At 43.5% G+C, this 16,484-nt stretch carries 21 protein-coding genes; 12 read left to right on the top strand and 9 right to left on the bottom strand.

All coding sequences use genetic code 11. The features are described 5' to 3' along the window. The first annotated feature begins 1 nt into the window (after nt 1). From M1P97_RS23760 to M1P97_RS23715, 10 genes are all read left to right on the top strand, one after another. A complete protein-coding gene (locus tag M1P97_RS23760; protein WP_118171487.1) occupies nt 2–769 on the top strand; it encodes an N-6 DNA methylase in 768 nt (255 codons plus the stop codon). Beyond that, a complete protein-coding gene (locus M1P97_RS23755; protein ID WP_118171489.1) occupies nt 766–1,995 on the top strand; it encodes a hypothetical protein in 1,230 nt (409 codons plus the stop codon). Before M1P97_RS23760 ends, M1P97_RS23755 begins: the two co-directional genes overlap by 4 nt. A gap of 10 nt (nt 1,996–2,005) precedes the next feature. Next, the gene (locus M1P97_RS23750; protein ID WP_118171490.1) at nt 2,006–2,887 is read left to right on the top strand and encodes a hypothetical protein; all 882 of its coding nucleotides are present in this window, start codon (nt 2,006–2,008) and stop codon (nt 2,885–2,887) included. After that, nucleotides 2,871–3,110, top strand: a complete 240-nt coding sequence (locus M1P97_RS23745) for a hypothetical protein (protein ID WP_117741507.1) — start codon at nt 2,871–2,873, stop codon at nt 3,108–3,110. Before M1P97_RS23750 ends, M1P97_RS23745 begins: the two co-directional genes overlap by 17 nt. A gap of 22 nt (nt 3,111–3,132) precedes the next feature. Continuing rightward, nucleotides 3,133–4,290, top strand: coding sequence for a hypothetical protein (locus M1P97_RS23740; protein ID WP_118171492.1), 1,158 nt, complete (start codon nt 3,133–3,135; stop codon nt 4,288–4,290). Nucleotides 4,291–4,334: 44 nt separating this feature from the next. Beyond that, complete coding sequence (locus M1P97_RS23735) at nt 4,335–4,835, top strand: DUF4313 domain-containing protein (protein WP_118171493.1); 501 nt, start codon at nt 4,335–4,337, stop codon at nt 4,833–4,835. A gap of 73 nt (nt 4,836–4,908) precedes the next feature. Beyond that, entirely contained in the window at nt 4,909–5,256 is a 348-nt protein-coding gene (locus M1P97_RS23730; RefSeq protein WP_229068188.1) for a hypothetical protein, read from the top strand. 8 nt (nt 5,257–5,264) lie between these two features. Next, a complete protein-coding gene (locus M1P97_RS23725; RefSeq protein ID WP_118171498.1) occupies nt 5,265–5,447 on the top strand; it encodes a hypothetical protein in 183 nt (60 codons plus the stop codon). A 2-nt stretch (nt 5,448–5,449) separates the two neighbouring features. After that, nucleotides 5,450–5,803, top strand: coding sequence for a hypothetical protein (locus M1P97_RS23720; protein WP_237475899.1), 354 nt, complete (start codon nt 5,450–5,452; stop codon nt 5,801–5,803). 14 nt (nt 5,804–5,817) lie between these two features. Beyond that, nucleotides 5,818–6,525 carry a hypothetical protein gene (locus tag M1P97_RS23715; RefSeq protein ID WP_118171496.1) on the top strand — a complete coding sequence of 236 codons (708 nt, stop codon included), beginning with the start codon at nt 5,818–5,820 and terminating at the stop codon, nt 6,523–6,525. A gap of 444 nt (nt 6,526–6,969) precedes the next feature. Here M1P97_RS23715 and M1P97_RS23710 read toward each other — a convergent pair whose 3' ends face one another. The 5 genes from M1P97_RS23710 to M1P97_RS23690 form a co-directional block, all read right to left on the bottom strand. Continuing rightward, nucleotides 6,970–7,398 (bottom strand): hypothetical protein, encoded by a 429-nt coding sequence (locus tag M1P97_RS23710; protein WP_445557808.1) that lies wholly within the window; start codon nt 7,396–7,398, stop codon nt 6,970–6,972. A gap of 35 nt (nt 7,399–7,433) precedes the next feature. After that, nucleotides 7,434–8,672, bottom strand: a complete 1,239-nt coding sequence (locus tag M1P97_RS23705; RefSeq protein ID WP_249390391.1) for an MAC/perforin domain-containing protein — start codon at nt 8,670–8,672, stop codon at nt 7,434–7,436. A 96-nt stretch (nt 8,673–8,768) separates the two neighbouring features. Further along, complete coding sequence (locus tag M1P97_RS23700) at nt 8,769–9,113, bottom strand: hypothetical protein (protein WP_249390390.1); 345 nt, start codon at nt 9,111–9,113, stop codon at nt 8,769–8,771. Nucleotides 9,114–9,122: 9 nt separating this feature from the next. Then, nucleotides 9,123–10,442 (bottom strand): hypothetical protein, encoded by a 1,320-nt coding sequence (locus M1P97_RS23695; protein ID WP_237475901.1) that lies wholly within the window; start codon nt 10,440–10,442, stop codon nt 9,123–9,125. Nucleotides 10,443–11,053: 611 nt separating this feature from the next. Continuing rightward, nucleotides 11,054–11,752 carry a hypothetical protein gene (locus tag M1P97_RS23690; RefSeq protein WP_016271618.1) on the bottom strand — a complete coding sequence of 233 codons (699 nt, stop codon included), beginning with the start codon at nt 11,750–11,752 and terminating at the stop codon, nt 11,054–11,056. Nucleotides 11,753–11,916: 164 nt separating this feature from the next. Here M1P97_RS23690 and M1P97_RS23685 point away from each other — a divergent pair, with 164 nt between their 5' ends. Further along, nucleotides 11,917–13,158, top strand: a complete 1,242-nt coding sequence (locus tag M1P97_RS23685; protein ID WP_151853715.1) for an aminotransferase class I/II-fold pyridoxal phosphate-dependent enzyme — start codon at nt 11,917–11,919, stop codon at nt 13,156–13,158. Then, entirely contained in the window at nt 13,158–13,880 is a 723-nt protein-coding gene (locus tag M1P97_RS23680) for a TetR/AcrR family transcriptional regulator (RefSeq protein ID WP_151853714.1), read from the top strand. The genes M1P97_RS23685 and M1P97_RS23680 overlap by 1 nt, the downstream gene beginning before the upstream one ends. A gap of 112 nt (nt 13,881–13,992) precedes the next feature. Here the strand turns inward: M1P97_RS23680 and M1P97_RS23675 are convergent, their stop codons facing one another. The 4 genes from M1P97_RS23675 to traN are packed head-to-tail and all read right to left on the bottom strand — an operon-like array spanning nt 13,993 to nt 16,456. After that, nucleotides 13,993–14,496 carry a glycoside hydrolase family protein gene (locus M1P97_RS23675; RefSeq protein WP_374939043.1) on the bottom strand — a complete coding sequence of 168 codons (504 nt, stop codon included), beginning with the start codon at nt 14,494–14,496 and terminating at the stop codon, nt 13,993–13,995. Beyond that, the gene (locus M1P97_RS23670) at nt 14,489–14,944 is read right to left on the bottom strand and encodes a DUF3872 domain-containing protein (RefSeq protein ID WP_249390389.1); all 456 of its coding nucleotides are present in this window, start codon (nt 14,942–14,944) and stop codon (nt 14,489–14,491) included. Before M1P97_RS23670 ends, M1P97_RS23675 begins: the two co-directional genes overlap by 8 nt. A 22-nt stretch (nt 14,945–14,966) precedes the next feature. Next, nucleotides 14,967–15,545 (bottom strand): conjugal transfer protein TraO, encoded by a 579-nt coding sequence (locus M1P97_RS23665; protein WP_118171468.1) that lies wholly within the window; start codon nt 15,543–15,545, stop codon nt 14,967–14,969. Continuing rightward, the gene (traN, locus tag M1P97_RS23660; RefSeq protein WP_118171469.1) at nt 15,542–16,456 is read right to left on the bottom strand and encodes a conjugative transposon protein TraN; all 915 of its coding nucleotides are present in this window, start codon (nt 16,454–16,456) and stop codon (nt 15,542–15,544) included. The genes M1P97_RS23665 and traN overlap by 4 nt, the downstream gene beginning before the upstream one ends. Nucleotides 16,457–16,484 lie beyond the last annotated feature (28 nt).

The raw sequence follows: 16,484 nt of genomic DNA, 5'->3' as shown, positions 1-16,484 counted from the left end.
TATGGCACAGTACAACATTCCGCAAGCGTTACGTCCGCTTGAGAAGCTTATCTGCGATTTCGCATATTCGCACGGATACGAGCCGATGTCCGTCTTCAACGATTTCCTGCGTTACGTCATCCACGGGTTCTCACCCGGTGCGCCGCCCGTCAAGGACTGGAAATACAAACGGCAGCAGAACCGTTTCTTCATGGAACTGCTTGCCGGATGGATACAGCTCATGCAGCGGGAATTGCAGACCCGTGAGTGGTTCGACGCGTTCGGTGACCTGTTCATGGCCCTCTCTTCCCGGGGCGGACAGCAGGCGCACGGACAGTTCTTCACGCCCGTGCACATCTGTGACCTGATGGTACAATGTACCACAGATGAGAAAACGACCGGCAAACGGATGAGTGACCCGACCTGCGGAAGCGGAAGGCTGCTACTGGCGTACCACGCACGCAACTTGGGCAATTACCTGGTTGCGGAGGACATCAGCCGTACCTGCTGCCTGATGACCGTCTGCAACATGCTCATACATGGATGCGTGGGCGAGGTCATCCAGCATGACAGCCTGCTCCCCGAGGACTTCAAAGACGGATGGTTCGTGAATCCCGTCCTGACGACGACCGGCATTCCCACTATCCGGAAAATGAGCGAGGACGAATACCGGACAAGCCGGAACATCCCAATTTCCGGTCTGAAACAGCGTATGGCACAATTCCACAAGCGGAAGGATACCCCGGTATCCCGTCCCACATGTTTAACTTCTAAAAAAATAATATCATGAGACTTTATGCAAGCAACGAACTGAAATCCCGTCTGACGCATGCGGCGGCAAACGGAAGTGTGATCGCGGCGGATATCTTGTCCGAGTTGAAGAAAAACCGCCCGGCGCAGGAGATTATCCGCGGATCATATAATTTCCTGTCCACCAAACGGAAGTGGACGGACTGCGGCTCCTTCCGGAAAATCCGGATTGTGTTCACCGCCTTCAACAAGGACCCGGAACATCCCAATTTCCCGGACAGGAACAACCCGCAGGCACCCTGGTTCCCTGAAAACCGGACAGACCTGGAACCATCCACCTTCATCGAACAGTTCAAGAACCTGCGCGAATACACATCCTGCGAAATCAATTATTTCCGCAGTGCCATCACGCTCGACAGCAAAGTTTCCGTCAGGCTGTATACGGGAATGAATGACTTTCTGGACGCCTATATGGAATCCAACTACAGTTCCATTACGGATGGTGACACGTCCACCCTGCACAATTCATGTATGCGGTACGAAGACAAGGCGCGCAATGCGGCGGATTTCTATGCCAACTTCGCGGGTGCCGGCATCCTGGTAGCGAGGGATGAAGGGAACAACGTGCTCGGCAGGGCTGTCGTATGGGGGAAAGCCATGTGGAACACAACCGGAATGCCGGCCGTACAGGTTTCCGTACTGGACCGTATCTATACGTCACACGCCTTTGTCATGGATTTGATCAGGGAGCAGGCGGGAAGCCTCGGCATCAACCTAAGGAAGAAATACAACGACTATGCGCATCCGGAAGATTTCATCAGCATGAGCCAGATACCCGGAATGGCAGAGGAACCCGGCACGGAGGTGCATGCCCGGCTGTCGGTGAAGGTTCCGGCATGCCGGTGGCACAAGAAAGGGGTTCCCTATCTGGATACGTTCCATTACATCCACCTGGACGGTACCGGGCTGAAACTGGCCAATCACAACGGCCGTAAGGCGATTGCCTCCTGCCAGCACACACAAGGCTGCGCAACAGTTTTGAGGTATGTATGCCCCCAATGCGGAGGCATACATGAGGACAGCAACAGGCTGTACTGCAACGTGTGTTACCCTCTCTATTATACACAAACGGCCTTCGGCACGACCATGAAAGGGACTCCAACGGAATACAAGGGAAAAATCTATCCCTCCACGCTGTTCAAAAAGGGACGGCCCATACCCGGATTCAAAAGTTACCTGCAAATTCAGAAATTATTCATCTCTTAAATATCAGAATATGGAAAGATTAATGGCACTTTACAACATCGCCTCCCCCTCAGGCGGGGAGAAGCGGATGGCCCGGTTTATCACGGACGAGCTCAGACGCATGGGGATTCCTTACCGGAAAGACCGGTACGGCAACATCTACGCGGTCAAAGGCAACCGGAGAAGCTACCCCTGTGTCGTGGCACACATGGACGAGGTACACCGCCGCAAGACCGGCACGTATGCAGCCCACCTTGTCGCGGAATCAATGATTGTCGGGTACGACCATAAACACAGGCGGATGACCGGAATCGGTGCCGATGACAAGAACGGCATCTGGATCTGTTTGAAGTGCCTGGAAAGTTTCAAGGCGATGAAATGTGCTTTCTTCGTACAGGAAGAAAACGGATGTATAGGCAGCCGGAAAGCCGACATGGATTTCTTTGCGGACTGCCGCTTCGTCATCGGATGTGACCGCAGGGGCAACAGTGATATCATTACAAGAGTCCACGGGACGGAACTCTGCTCGGAGGAATTCCTGGAAACCGTCAGTCCCGGGAGATACGGGTATCACCCGGCAAGCGGGCTGAGCACGGACGTGCATACCCTGAAGGCAAGGGGGCTGTCCGTATCCTGCATAAACCTCTCCTGCGGCTATTACGAACCTCATACGGACAGGGAATATACCATCTGGGAGGACTTGTGCAAGTGTTACCGCTTCGTCCGGCACATTGTCTGCTGCCACAAGAGCGCCAGTCCCCACAAGGCAAGAACAGAAAAGACCTTCATACACGGTTACTACGAACTGTTCGGAATGACCGGATACAGTGAGAAGGAATATATCCACTTCATGAAAAAATACGGGATGGAACCTCCCGTCCAAAACAAGACAGGCCATGGGAACAAATTATGATTTTATCGAACTCTACAACATGACGGGCAACCGCTTCTTCGGCGGGTTTTCCTGCCTGGAGGCGGCAAAGCCGCATCTGGACAAACTGAGGGAGAAAGGTGAGCTGCCGGCAATAAACCATGCATTGCTCATGTACGAATACAGGCATGACAAGAATCAGGGGTATGTGCGGACCGGAATCAGGACCATCCATTACAGGAACGGATGGAGAATAAAGAAATAAACCTATCATTAAAAAAAAGAATATGGAAGTAACAGTAATGCCGAATCCTGCATCGGTAGAAAAACAGCAGGGATTGAACCAGGTGGTTATCAACAAGGTACAACGGATGGTGGAAGGCAAACGGCAGGGAGTCATGGAGACCATCGCACGGCTGCTTGACGAAGGAAAAATAGCGCAGGACTTCATCGCCCCCATCGGGGTGAACCTGCGCGGCAAGGAGAAACAGCCTGTCATTTCATTCCGGGCGGCGGACCGGGTGCAAATGACCATGCCGGAGGGAAATTTCAGTCTGCACGGCAATGCCATCAGCCAGATTTCGGAGAAGATGGGAGTGCCGGCCAAATACCTGCGCGAACTGTCCGGTGGCGATGTATGGCAGAAACAGCTTTGCGCCACCATCCTTAACGAACATTCGGGCTGGACCGCGCGCACACGGGTACTTATCCGGGCGGTAGGCATGGAAGTGCGGGGCGTACTTTCCGACTCGTACCGGCGGCTCAATTCGGTGGATATCCTGACCGCATTCATCCGGGAGGCGGCCAATCAGGGGGCGGTCGTATCGGACGCCTACATGAATGACACCAAGGTCTGGTGCGAGACCATCCTGCCCACACCCATTGAGATTCCCACCAGAAAGAACGGAACGGTCATCATCTTTGCCGGGGCACGCTTTTCCACCTCCGACTATGGCAACGGCTCCGTGGACATGCGTTCGTTCCTGCTCAACGGGGCATGCCTGAACGGGATGGTACGTGAATCCGTCATGCGGCAGGTGCATCTGGGGGCACGACTGCCCGATTCGCTGGCATTGTCACAGAAGACCTACGAGCTGGATACACAGACCACCGTATCGGCGGTATCGGACCTGACCAAAGGACTGTACCACAAGGATACACTTATGCAGAAAGCCATCGAAATACAGGGCGCTTCGGAAATAGATGTGGACTTCGACAAGGAGCTCAAGCAACTGGTGCAGAAAGGAGGCCTGCTGAAGAGCGAAGGGCGCGAAGTGGAAAAATTACTGATGAACAACAATCCGGAGGACGGAGTGACCGGAGGGGCCACCCTGTGGAAACTGACGCAGGGCATCACCGCTTTCGCACGGGAACAGGAACCGGAACGGTGCCGGGAACTGCACGAGATATCGGGACAACTTATGAACCGGGTAAAAACCAACTAATAAATAACATTTACTCATTACATAACTTAAAAAACAAACGGATCATGAACACTTCATTGGAAATCATCCGTTCGGCAGGAACGGATCACCTGTGCTACCGGATGGAAGACGATACATTCGTGGCAGTCCGTAACCCGATGCTTTCTTTCACGGAAAAGGAAGACGAGTTTGAAATCGTCCCGTCCGACAACTTCTATCGGAAGAAACTCTACATCTATCAGGGACAGGCTGTACGGCTGGTTCCGCAGATCTATCACAACGGCTGGCTCGCCCTCTGTCTGGAACTGGCCGATACGGAAGAGCCTTACACGATCCTGACGGTCAATCTGGAAGAGACGGATGCCGTTGGACTGCCCGACAGGACCTTCATCGACATCAACAACAATCCCGACGCGATGGAATTTCTGGAGTTGAATCACCTCGCCACTGATACCGGCTACCGAAGAGGCAGCGGCTGGGTGGAATACCCGATGGTGCATGTCAACCTGCCGCTTGTCTTTCAGCATTGTCCGGAATCGTTCAATCACATCAATATCTATGCGTAATGTTTCCGATAAATAAACCGGATGTCTAATCGTGGGAGCCCGCCGGCGGCTCCCGCATTCATTTCTATGCCTTATGAAAACAGATTTCAGCGAACAAGTAGAAAAACTCCGCAAGGAGATTACAGCCGCCATAAAAGCGGTATTGGAGGAATATGGGAAAACGGAAATGGAGTTTCCCGATACGGTGGATGCCGTGTACGTGATATGGTTCGACCATGACGGCGATCCCTATGAATGCATTGTGCGCAGGATACAATTATTCGGGGAGGACCTCCATCTCGTTGTGGAAGACAAACATTCCCATGACTTGTACGAAATTGACGGTCCTTTTGAACTCGGGGCACGTTGCATCAACTGGCTGGACGAGATACTCCGGACAACCGTACAGCTTTTATCCGGTTCCAATACAAAAACTAAATAAAAATAATGATGGAAACAATAATCATTGACAGGATATGCACCTCTTGCGGGTGTGACAAAGAGACGGCACGGGAATACCTTGATGCCGAAGTAAGAAACCTGCGTGAATTACGCAACGCGAACGATTTGCGGGAAGGTGATTTGGAATCGGCAATGACAAACCAAACGGTTATCGACCAATTAAACTTATGAATATGGAACCGAAGAGTTTGAACGAATGGTGGGACAAACAACCCGATGAACTGAAACAGACATTCACATTCTTACCGGATGAACGCTGGGAAGAGGCAGACCTGTATCTGAGAATCAATATCCGCAACTATTGTTGCCTGAAAAAAGACAAATTACTCCCCGAAGACAAGGAACGCTCGATGCTTATCGAAATAGTCTGTGAACTGACCGATACTGAATTATGTCGGACAAACAATAAGACACTCGATGAAATGTGCGATGCGGACGGGGCTTTTCTGGAAGAATATCAGGACCAATTCAACCGGATATACGACAGGCTGGAAGGGAGCATATTGGATTATATGAATGAACAATAATAACAGATATAATTATGAAAGCAAAAGTATTCAAATACAAGTTTGACGGGAACACCGTCGTCGCTCCTTATATGGAGTTGGAGCCGTATGCGGAGAATGTTTATCTCTCGTTATCTACAAAAAACAAATATGGAAACGAAAGCGAGGACATATTCCATGTTGTCTGCAAGATAGAAAATGTATTCTTCTCTTGCGGACAGCATTCACGCCGATTCCTTGACAAGGAGGAACGCAAAGAAACAACTGCCGCTTATTGTAAAAATTGGATTACAAATACACTTCAGGATTCAAAAAGAGAAGTTCATATCTCTCTTCTTTCTATCCGTGTGTTCGAAGCCCTTGGGCTTGATACCGCACCTTTGCGGCAAGCCCGTGAAGCGTACTTAAAAAGACAGGAACAAAAACGGCTGGAACTGAAGGCTAAGGAGGAAGAGGAACAGCGATTAAAGGAAAAGGAATGGCAACGGCAAATTGACGATTGCAAACAGGATTTTCTAAATGGAGAACGAATCGAGGCAAATGTTTTTCTTGAAATAGCCAGACGGGACGGTTTTGAAATCCATATCCGTACCAAAGGCACATTCAACAAATCCGTAAACGGTCTTACAAAATCGGGAACGATCTATTTTAGAAAGTGTAAAGGCAAACGGACACCTGATTTCACCGGCTGCCAGCGTGCCATTGCGGACTATCTCAATTTTCTTGCATCAAGGCAATCCTGAAAATGAATATAGAAAATCAGGTAAAACAACATTATGAGGGTAAAGCCAAAACTAAAATGACTGCTCCGAAAAGTTACACATTGTAACTATGACATCTAAAAGGGTCGCATCAAACTCAGTTTTGAGCAATGATACGACCCTTCCTTGAGACAGTAATTCAAACTGTGTCAATTCCTAATAAGTAAAATTATTTACAATTTTACTTTCGGATAAATATCTGAAAATCAGATATATTTGAAATAATGTTAGACCAAAGAAAAGACAAATTAAAGGATTGACACAGTTCTATTTACGTTCCCTAAATAAAGATTTACCCCTGCCACAGATAGCTATAGCAAGGGTAATTTCTTCAAAAAGGGAATTTTGATACACTCTCTCTTATTCTATAAATTGAATGACGATTGCGCCCAAGGAATAAAAAATACTAATGACAACACCCTCAAATCAATCTATCCTATCCAGCTCTATTGTAGCAACTTTCTCTTTGTCAGGACTTGCTTCATTCTGCATAAGGAGTATATGCTTTTTTGTATAGCTCTTAATAACCCAAGGAGCGCCACCTAAATATAAAGCATTACTATTAAATGTAACATATTTTCTTTCTATTGCGTAGGTAATATCAATTTCATCATAACCTTCCCAATTTACTTTTCCTGTTTGGGTATCTATAAATTGTATACCTACGCCCATATTTTGTACAGCCCAAGCAGCACAACTTCCTGTCCCACGCCATGAAGTTTGATAAAGGGCCTGAGGAGTAAGTTCTTCTTTTGGCTCCTCAGAATATCTATCAACGCAGCTTGTCAAACCAATGTTTACTGAAAACAATACACCAAGCATTAACCAATAAAATAATTTAAAATAAGATTTCATATATTATTAATTAAGATTTTACACAAACTTCAAAATCACAACCCTATAATTGTATATAGATTAGCTAGCGTAGCTATTGATATTTGTTTTTCTGATAAATTGAAGGCCCATGAACTAAGACCATATACCTCTAGCAAACTCTCATCTCTTTCATCTGCAAAAAATGAAAAACAGAGTTTGGTAGTTGGGTCATATAAATATTCCATATTAGTTGCCTCATGATAGTACTTATAGAAACCTTTTTCATTGAAGTTCTCCAAAACCATACATAGCGGAGAACGCATTTGAGGATTAATACGCTTTCTAGTATTATAACTTATCTGAATATCAGAGCTGAAATACCTTGATATTTCTGATGATATAATTTGGGCTTTTTTGATAAAAATATTATCATCTTCATTTTGCCTTAATTCCGCATCCGTAGCATTACTTTTACTCAATACTATTTGGTCACCCTGTCTTGTTGTTAACACAGCAGCTACATCATATAAACTTTCTCCTGAAACAGATGTCTTTGCCAATACCCTTGCAATCGTAATAGACGGAGTATAAAGTCTTGTAACAGGAAGAAGAATTTCTTTAGAAGTATCATCAAAACGTCTTTGAAAGTTTCTTTCCAGTACAAAATCCGACATTGGATATAATCCTTCTTCTATTAAATCAATCACTGTATGATTTTTTGAATCATTTAATGATTTTCTCCAAGATTGCAAGTTTATATTTATGTCTTTAAGTGCCATTGTAGTATTCACTACACCTGTTTCATCTTGAATACCACCCAATGTTTTTACACGTATAAATATATCTTGTCTTTTGTACACTGTAGAATCAAAAGTACCATCCTTTCCATTAAATCCGAACGATCCATTAAGTGAGTCACCTTTATATACAAGTGAAGCATTAATATTTTTCTCTAAGGATTTAGTTTTCTGTTCAACATTCGTATTTGAACCCGCATTACCCATATATTGCGCAAAAGCTCTTCCACCTGTATAATAACCAACAACAACAAAATCTCCATATGAATCAATGATAGATGATATAGGAGAGGTATATAAATTATTAATAAAAGACCTTCTTAAAAACTGCCTTGCAAAAACTTTATTAGAACCATTGGAACTTAACAAGGTAAATTTGCCATGAGCAAACAATATATTCATTTCCCCATAAGCCTGTTCCTTTGATTCGTTAATGAAAGTTCTAAATGTTTCGGTTGTCGTTTTCTTTTTCCCTATAGAAAAAAAACCTAGATTTAAAGAAAATCCACTTTTCACTGTTTTACTTATTGATGAAAAATGCGTATAATTATTAAAATCATAATAAGCAAACGATGACTGATCATTCCAGTTCGGATATTTTTCATCTATATATTATTCATCATATTCTTTTACAGATTCAATATCAAGTATGGAATGCGTAAAGTTATCAAAATCACTTGGTATATAATTCCCTTTAAGCAATTTATAACCATAACCTAGATATTTATCAGTTCCCCCAACCATCTCACCACTTCTTGTCAATTCTTCATCAAAAGAAGGTTTTCCTGTAATAACATCTGGAAGAGATGGATTACGTTCTTGAAGAATCACATCATCACATGAATAATCAGCTTCTAATGCAGTATTTTGCTGTGCGCATAAGTTCAAATCCTCTGAACAAGCCATAAACAATGGAATTGTTACAGATAAAATTATTATATATAATATCGATTTCATAATCTTTTCTTATTGCAGATTATTATTAGATAAACTTTTCATATATTCTTCTAAAGGAATTGTTACTATTTCGTCTGGTTTTGCCTTTGATGTAGTATTTATTATTCCATACCAAGAACCTTTAAATTTAACTTCTCTATCATTGGCCTCATTTCCATTACGATAAGTCATAGTAATAGTATAGTCAGCCTTTACACTATATTTCTTTAAATAAGTCGTTACTTTAATTAAAGATGGCTCATCAACTTCTACCGGAATAGTCACTGATAATGTTTTAGGTATCTCATACGTTGTGGAAGTATAAGGAGCTCTAGGCAAAAAGATTGTTGAATCAGGCATTTCTCCACTACTAAAATTGCCAGGGGCAATAAATTGGCCGGCTATTATTGCAGGGCGTAAAAACATTTGTTCTTCATTTTCCATTGGAATTTTCAAAGTTCCTTTCTCTGTATAATAAGAAGTGTCTTTTACATCTTTTTTTGCATAAATTGTAATATTTGATGGTCCAGCAACTGCTCCAGTCTGACCATTTGAGTACACAACAACAGGGTCTAATTCCGTCACTACAGCTTCAGGTTCAAATACTATTTCTTTTACTTTAAATTTATCCTGAAACTCTAATAGAAACTCTTGCTGTGGTTGCTTATTATATTTTGCATACCCCACCTGCCCATTACTCTTTACTTCTATGGAATAATTAAATACACTCCAAGGATTATTGGGGTCTGCCGTTCCTAAATATGTCTGATTTTCAATATTAAAATATCCTTTATATGTTGATGGTATAAGGTCCCAACTTCCAGAACTTATATCTTCCGAATCCCAAACAAAAACAAGTTTATTGTTTGGAGCATTGTTATATTGACCACAAACCAATGGCTTATTATAAGACTTTGAATAAATCAAATATGGTATTCCACTACTAGGCGGCAAAATCTTTAAATAGAATTTTGAAGAACTATATGCTGAAAGTGTCAATTCTTTTCTCATTCCTTGAGTAGAAAGATAAGGTTGTCCAGCCACTCCACCTCCTCTGACTTTCAATGCAAAAGGCAACTCTCTAACAGCATACATATTTGATGAATAAAATTCATCGGTTTCAGGATAATAAGAAGAAAATTTTGTTTCCTGCTTTTGATATTCATCTGCATTAGAAAACAGACTTACAGAATCAGCAACAGAAATGGATCTTGATAAAACCGAACTTTCTGATGCTTCTGAGAAATCATCTAAAAGTCCTGAACCTTGTGTGCAAGAGGCAAGAGCTACGGTCATTCCCCCTACTAATAATCGGCTTACGCCCCATAAAGAATGAAAAAGTTTTTTCATAAAAATGTTTTTTAATTTGGTTCTTGAAATTAGAGTGAATATATAATATCAATATTGTAAAGATTTGAAGTAAGAAGTTAATCCTTATATATTAGTACAATAACCATCCCAAGCGGTCATTATAAACCAATGAGAAATAACTTCATATATGTTTCTACATTAGTTCCGATTCAATGAATAAACCGAATCTGGTATAAACTATTATCTGCCTTTTTATAAGAATGGTGGAAATATTTACCCCTATCTGTTCTGCAACGCATTTATTCGATGCCATATAAGCTAAATAGAGCAATTAGTCACATACATTTAAAACAGAACATTCCCACAAAAAAGTGCTACATACCAATGAATTCAAAACAGCAATAGGTTACAATAGTAACTATTGCTAGTCTATGGATTTCACCAATAATACTTTATGAGAATAAATATGCAGACAAGACTTAAAATCATCCCCCCCCATTTGATATATTTATTATCTGAAAATAAATTAGTTATCATAGCTATTATTAAACACAGATAAAATAATCTTGAGCTAGAACTTATTTCACAACTTATCATTAAAACGATACATATTGCTACTATAAAGTATTGTATTCCTTGAAGAAATGTTTTCATTGTCCTTTAAATGACCAATCGTTATAACAACCTATAATAGGAACAGGTATTATCTCGCACGAAATAATGATTCCATTCGGATAATTATCCGCAAATTGATTGAAAGCAATACCGCATAACCCTGCTACTATTGTTGCTATTTTTGATATACTGGGATCTGGAATAGCAGCACTTAGAACAGCCGTTATCTCGGATCCTAATGCAATCTTTTTGCAATCAGAATTTGAAATATATAATTCAAACGAGGCCCAATTTAGAACTAACTTGGTCACTCCCCCTGAAGCTCTTTCACCAACGAAATTGCTAGCATTATATATTTCTATTGATTTTTCTCCTATCTGATTTTTCACAATTCCTTGTGCTGATAAAAGAGCATTGCTTTCTTGCATTCGGTTTTTATAGTAGGTAAACACTCTTTCAGACAAACCGATAGATTCTCCATTTGCCACATCAAGAACAAAGAGGCCATTTTTAATAGACACATGTTTATCTATGGCTTCATAAGCTTTCTTTCTAAGAAGTTGATCTTCCTCCGTTTCTTCACATGGGACTTTTGTCACATCATAATCAATAAGGTTTACCTTTTCAGTACTTTCTTGAGTAAAACCATCCTCATTTTGACATGAAGTCAATTGCCCTAGAACTGCAATTATTGAAGCAGCTATAAATCCTTTAATTATCAATACTTTTTTCATTTTCTAAAAATTTAATGAACATTTTGTTATATAGTACTAGTACGGACGCAAATATACAATCCGCATTGTATATAAAATAATATTTTTAGATGTTTTTTGCCATTATATGTTGATAAACATAAATAATATCTATATTTGTACTATACAATCTAAATTATATTAATATGGAAAATGTTTATTACTCATTAAAAGACTTTGAACTTTCTTTAAAGAAGAACGCTATCGAGAGAGCTGACGACTTCCAGCAGTACATCAATCAATTAAATGAATTTGGTTGCAAAAGCTATTGGATAACTTCCCAGACAGGAGTCGGGTCAACAATGACCATTGAAGGCTTTGACCGACCTGTCACTGCATTTATCTCCAATGACTATTTGGGAATGTCACAACGAGAGGAAACTAAACAGGCTGGAATAGACGCTATTATTAAATATGGAACAGGTGCTTGTGCCGCACAGGTTATAGGTGGATATCTCGATATACATCAACAATTGGAACAAGAAATCGCATCTTTTGTAGGACAGGAGGACGCAATACTGTTTTCTTCCGGTTTCGGGGCAAATGCAGGGATATTAAGAGCCTTATTAGGTCAAAATGACATTGCGTTAGTGGATCCTTATATCCATACAAGCGCAATGGCAGGATTAAAAGGGACAAATGTAAAGCGGATAGGGCACAATGATTTGGAATATTTAGAGAAAACGCTGAAAGAAACCAAAGACCAATACCAGACCAGGCTTGTAATAATAGATGGGGTATATTCACAAGATGGGGATTTGTCCTTGCTTCCCGAAATAATTTCTCTTTGCAAAACCCATGAAGCTATGTTGATGCTGGATGATGCACACGGAATAGGTGTAATGGGAGCCAACGGTAAGGGAACGGCAGAACATTTCAATTGTTTAGGGCAAGTGGATATCATCACCGGAACATTCAGCAAATCATTTGGTTGTGTAGGAGGATTTGCTGCCGCCTCAAAAAAGATAATACAATACCTGAAATTTTATGCGGACAGCAATGTCTTCTCGGCAGCCCCTACACCACAAGTAACCGCATCCATTTTGAAAGCTTTGGAAATAATAAAGAAAGAACCGGCAATAAGAGCCAGACTTTGGGAAAATACCGATTACCTTAGGAGCCGGCTGACAACCGAAGGGTTTGACATAGGCAAATCCGTGTCACCTATTTTCCCCATTATGATAAGAGATAATAAAAAAGTTTATGAAATAGCTAAAATGTTACAGGAAAAAGGTATCTTTACAATTGGAATTGTATATCCGGCAGTAAGAACCAAAGAGGCCAGATTAAGGGTCAGTGTTCTTGCCACGCATGAACATGAACAGTTGGATGCTTTAATCAACGCTCTTAATGATATAAATAAAGATATAAAAATAAAAAAGGAATAATGAAAGAAAGGAGAAAGCGAAGAAGTGCAAAGGACATAGAAGAAAGTATACTTGATGCGGCAAATCAATTGATTGAAAATGATGGATTTTCAAAATTGACAGTTACCGGTATCATACATCTGGCAGAAATCGAACCTGTCCAATTCTACCATAGATATGAGGATTTGAACAAGTTTATTGATGAGTATGTCAAAAAATACGATTACTGGTTCAATGATATCATAAAGTCCCAGAAACAATCAAGCAATGATAAAGAATTGTACACGAACATTCTGACAGGATTGTTCCATTCTTTATCGGAGAACAAAGCAATGCAAGAGCTTCTGAAATGGGAACTGGCTAATAATAATGAAACCAGTCAGCGTACCGCCTGGTTACGAGAACTACATACATTGCCTCTATGCCAAAAATATTCAAGACTGTTCTCAGATACGGATATTGACATTGTAACCATATCCGCACTGATAATAGGCGGAATATACTATCTCATTTTGCATGATGAACTTTCTACTTTCAGTGGTATAAATTTAAAAGTGGAATCAGACAGGCAAAGAGTTATTAAAGCCATAAATAAACTGTCAGATATTCTGTTCACTCCTATACCATCTTCTCTTACCAGAGAAACCATTGATATAATAATAAAAATGAAGGAAGATAATATACCAGTGGAAAAAATAGCATATTATACGGGAATACCACAAGACATTATCATTTCAATCTAAAGCACAAATTGGAATAACCAGTCGTATATACTGATTTGAAAATGAGTAAAAATTGCAGTAAAAAAAACGTGAACATCGATCTTCCCATCGTTGTTCACGGCTTTTTTATAATCTAAGGTATATAGAAAAGCGCAAACTCAGCTTTCCTTCTCCTCTCTATGCTCGGAATTACTTTCCCCTTATAGCACCTAAAGGAAACATACTCCTCATAGATGTCACGCTCCCCTTTTTCCAGCTTCCGTATCAACCGGCTTTTCGGTATCCTGCCATGGCCCTTCAATCTGAAAATGCCCACATTATAGCTCAAAACGCCCAAAAGCAATGCATCATTGTCAAACTCCCGGAACGCATCACAACACTTCCTAAGGTCACTCCTCAGCAGCGAATCGGCCTGTGCCTTGCTCAGGTTCTCGGTCAATGTCTCCCCCGGAAGCAAGCGGTGCCCGTAACCTATGTAAGGCATCTGCCCCCGATGCCAGCCTTCCGCCCGTTTGATGAATTCCACGGCCTTGTCAAACAGCGAATCCGGCACTTCCCCCTTTCCTTGGGCAAAAGCGGAGGAGACCACAAACGCCATAAACACTCCGGCCGTCAGCCTGAGCCATGCCCTACTCATTGTCCGGAACGTTGTTTTCCGCATCATTCACATTGAAACCGTAGGTCAGTTGCCGCATATTCCCCCAGTTGTCCTCAAAATAGAGGTCGATGGTCTGCAAGTCATCCGCGCTTTGCGAAGTGTAATACAACCGGAATCTCCGTTCATTCAGCAGGTAGCGGTCATTGGGCTTCAGCACCGTGCCGTCCTCCATCTTCAGGCTGCCCTTGCCGTCCGGCTGGAAGTACCTCAGCGTATAGACCGTTCCGGCAAAGTTACCTTCCGGTCTGATTTCCAGACGGATTTCCACCGTTTCGCCGTTTGCTATACCGTCCGCTACCGGCATGGTTTCCACCGTGAACGGGTATTCCTGCCGGACATCCAGCCCGCAGTCACAAGAGACAAGACAAAAAAGGGCGGCAGCCAGGCAGCAGGCCGCCATCATACAATCAAGGATTTTTCTTTTCATGGGTATATATCTGTTTTTGAGGTTAGAAAATGTATTTTAGACCGACTCCATACTGGCAGTGGCAGCGGCCCGAGGCGCCGCCCCACACAAACCGCTCACGCAGCCGAAGCAGCAGGACAACCCTGTCCGACAAGTAACCTTCCGCCTCCAGTGTCGCCGCACCGCCGTAAATGAACGATTCACACCTGTGCAGGGCGGCACCGTCATCCAGCAATCTCTTGCCGCCGTTTACCGTCTCATACCCCAGCAGGGCCGAGACACCGAGGTTCAGGAACAGCACCTTGCCCGGCGAGGAAAAGAACGTATGGTAATAGCCGCCCTCGCCCGTGTATTGCGCCGTCGGGATATGCGTGTTCCTGTATGGGATGTTGCGCCGGAGCGTCTCCCCGCCGAACACCCACTGGTTTCCTTTTTTCGTGTAGGTGGAAACGGCCAGCGAGAAGGCGTAACCGGCATCGTGCCGGTTCGCTCCGCAGTAAAAGCCGTCCGCCATTTCCGCCGTGAGACGGACACCCTTCATTCCCGGCAGACAGCGTTGCGCATGGGCCTGCCCCGCCATAAGGGCAAGCAGCGCAAGGGTGATATACACATACCTTTTCATCGCACTTTCAGTTCATTGATGGTCTCGGCACGCACCAGGTCCTCATTCTCTATCTCAAAGGCCTGGTGGCGTCCCCCTTGTTTCTCATACATCTCCACCACCAGTTTCTTGTCATCGGGGAGGGTGAACTTGGGCAGGGCAAACACCGTTCTCCCGCTCTTTTTCCCGTCCACACGGGTCAGGTAATTGAAGGCACGCAGCGGACAGATGACCTGTTCCTGCATGGCGGTACGTTTCACTATCTTCTTGTCCACGATCTTGAAGGTCACGAAGTCCACATCGAAAGGCACGTGGGTGGAATTTCTTACCTCGGTATGGAAATAGAGCAGGTCACCGTGCGCATAGAGCCCTTTGAGCAGGTATTGCACGCCGAACCGTTTGCAACCGATGTGCTTCACTCTCCGCTTGTCCTGTCCGTGCACGGACTTCATGACCAGGCGCACCAGCCTGGGCGACTCGTTGCCCAGCTCCTGCAAATAAATCTCCATCGCGTTGTTGGGACGGTTCACCGCCTCCCCGTCGTGGATGAAGTCGCACATCTCCACATTCAGCAGCAGCGGCTCGTCGGCGTACTTGACATTGAACGTGTAAAAGTTACCGTCCTCGGTAATCACGCTCATGTTCGTCTCGTTGCGGAAATGCTTCCTCGTGGCCTTCACCCTGATCACGTTCTCCGCGCCGTCCGCCTTGCCGGCTATCAGGTTGGGGGAACCGAGGTCCACGTACTTGACGGATGAGGGGAAAATCACATGCACCGTCTTGTCGTAGGTGATTTCCAGGCCATGCGGAGGTATCATTTGGCTGAAGCCTATCTTGCGGCTCAGTCCTTCAAAATAATCTCCGCTACTCTGCTGCGCATGGGCAGCTACAAAGCCCGTCAGAAGGGCAAACATCATCAGAATCTTCTTCATGTCCGATTGTTGTTGGTTGGTTGTTGAA

It is taken from the genome of Parabacteroides leei (assembly GCF_023369805.1).
GTDB classification, from domain to species: domain Bacteria; phylum Bacteroidota; class Bacteroidia; order Bacteroidales; family Tannerellaceae; genus Parabacteroides; species Parabacteroides leei.
Note: the sequence above shows the minus strand (reverse complement) of the source record. Positions and strands in the feature narration are given on the sequence as shown.

Bases quoted from the DNA above. Each gene is read 5' to 3' on its own strand.
- M1P97_RS23730 (WP_229068188.1), top strand. From the start codon at position 4,909: ATGAAAACAGATTTCAGCGAACAAGTAGAAAAACTCCGCAAGGAGATT.
- M1P97_RS23680 (WP_151853714.1), top strand. From the start codon at position 13,158: ATGAAAGAAAGGAGAAAGCGAAGAAGTGCAAAGGACATAGAAGAAAGT.
- M1P97_RS23690 (WP_016271618.1), bottom strand. From the start codon at position 11,752: ATGAAAAAAGTATTGATAATTAAAGGATTTATAGCTGCTTCAATAATT.
- M1P97_RS23695 (WP_237475901.1), bottom strand. From the start codon at position 10,442: ATGAAAAAACTTTTTCATTCTTTATGGGGCGTAAGCCGATTATTAGTA.
- M1P97_RS23725 (WP_118171498.1), top strand. From the start codon at position 5,265: ATGGAAACAATAATCATTGACAGGATATGCACCTCTTGCGGGTGTGAC.
- M1P97_RS23760 (WP_118171487.1), top strand. From the start codon at position 2: ATGGCACAGTACAACATTCCGCAAGCGTTACGTCCGCTTGAGAAGCTT.
- M1P97_RS23675 (WP_374939043.1), bottom strand. From the start codon at position 14,496: ATGAGTAGGGCATGGCTCAGGCTGACGGCCGGAGTGTTTATGGCGTTT.
- M1P97_RS23715 (WP_118171496.1), top strand. From the start codon at position 5,818: ATGAAAGCAAAAGTATTCAAATACAAGTTTGACGGGAACACCGTCGTC.
- M1P97_RS23740 (WP_118171492.1), top strand. From the start codon at position 3,133: ATGGAAGTAACAGTAATGCCGAATCCTGCATCGGTAGAAAAACAGCAG.
- M1P97_RS23685 (WP_151853715.1), top strand. From the start codon at position 11,917: ATGGAAAATGTTTATTACTCATTAAAAGACTTTGAACTTTCTTTAAAG.
- M1P97_RS23670 (WP_249390389.1), bottom strand. From the start codon at position 14,944: ATGAAAAGAAAAATCCTTGATTGTATGATGGCGGCCTGCTGCCTGGCT.
- M1P97_RS23700 (WP_249390390.1), bottom strand. From the start codon at position 9,113: ATGAAATCGATATTATATATAATAATTTTATCTGTAACAATTCCATTG.
- M1P97_RS23720 (WP_237475899.1), top strand. From the start codon at position 5,450: ATGGAACCGAAGAGTTTGAACGAATGGTGGGACAAACAACCCGATGAA.
- M1P97_RS23665 (WP_118171468.1), bottom strand. From the start codon at position 15,545: ATGAAAAGGTATGTGTATATCACCCTTGCGCTGCTTGCCCTTATGGCG.
- M1P97_RS23750 (WP_118171490.1), top strand. From the start codon at position 2,006: ATGGAAAGATTAATGGCACTTTACAACATCGCCTCCCCCTCAGGCGGG.
- M1P97_RS23745 (WP_117741507.1), top strand. From the start codon at position 2,871: ATGGGAACAAATTATGATTTTATCGAACTCTACAACATGACGGGCAAC.
- traN (WP_118171469.1), bottom strand. From the start codon at position 16,456: ATGAAGAAGATTCTGATGATGTTTGCCCTTCTGACGGGCTTTGTAGCT.
- M1P97_RS23755 (WP_118171489.1), top strand. From the start codon at position 766: ATGAGACTTTATGCAAGCAACGAACTGAAATCCCGTCTGACGCATGCG.
- M1P97_RS23710 (WP_445557808.1), bottom strand. From the start codon at position 7,398: ATGAAATCTTATTTTAAATTATTTTATTGGTTAATGCTTGGTGTATTG.
- M1P97_RS23735 (WP_118171493.1), top strand. From the start codon at position 4,335: ATGAACACTTCATTGGAAATCATCCGTTCGGCAGGAACGGATCACCTG.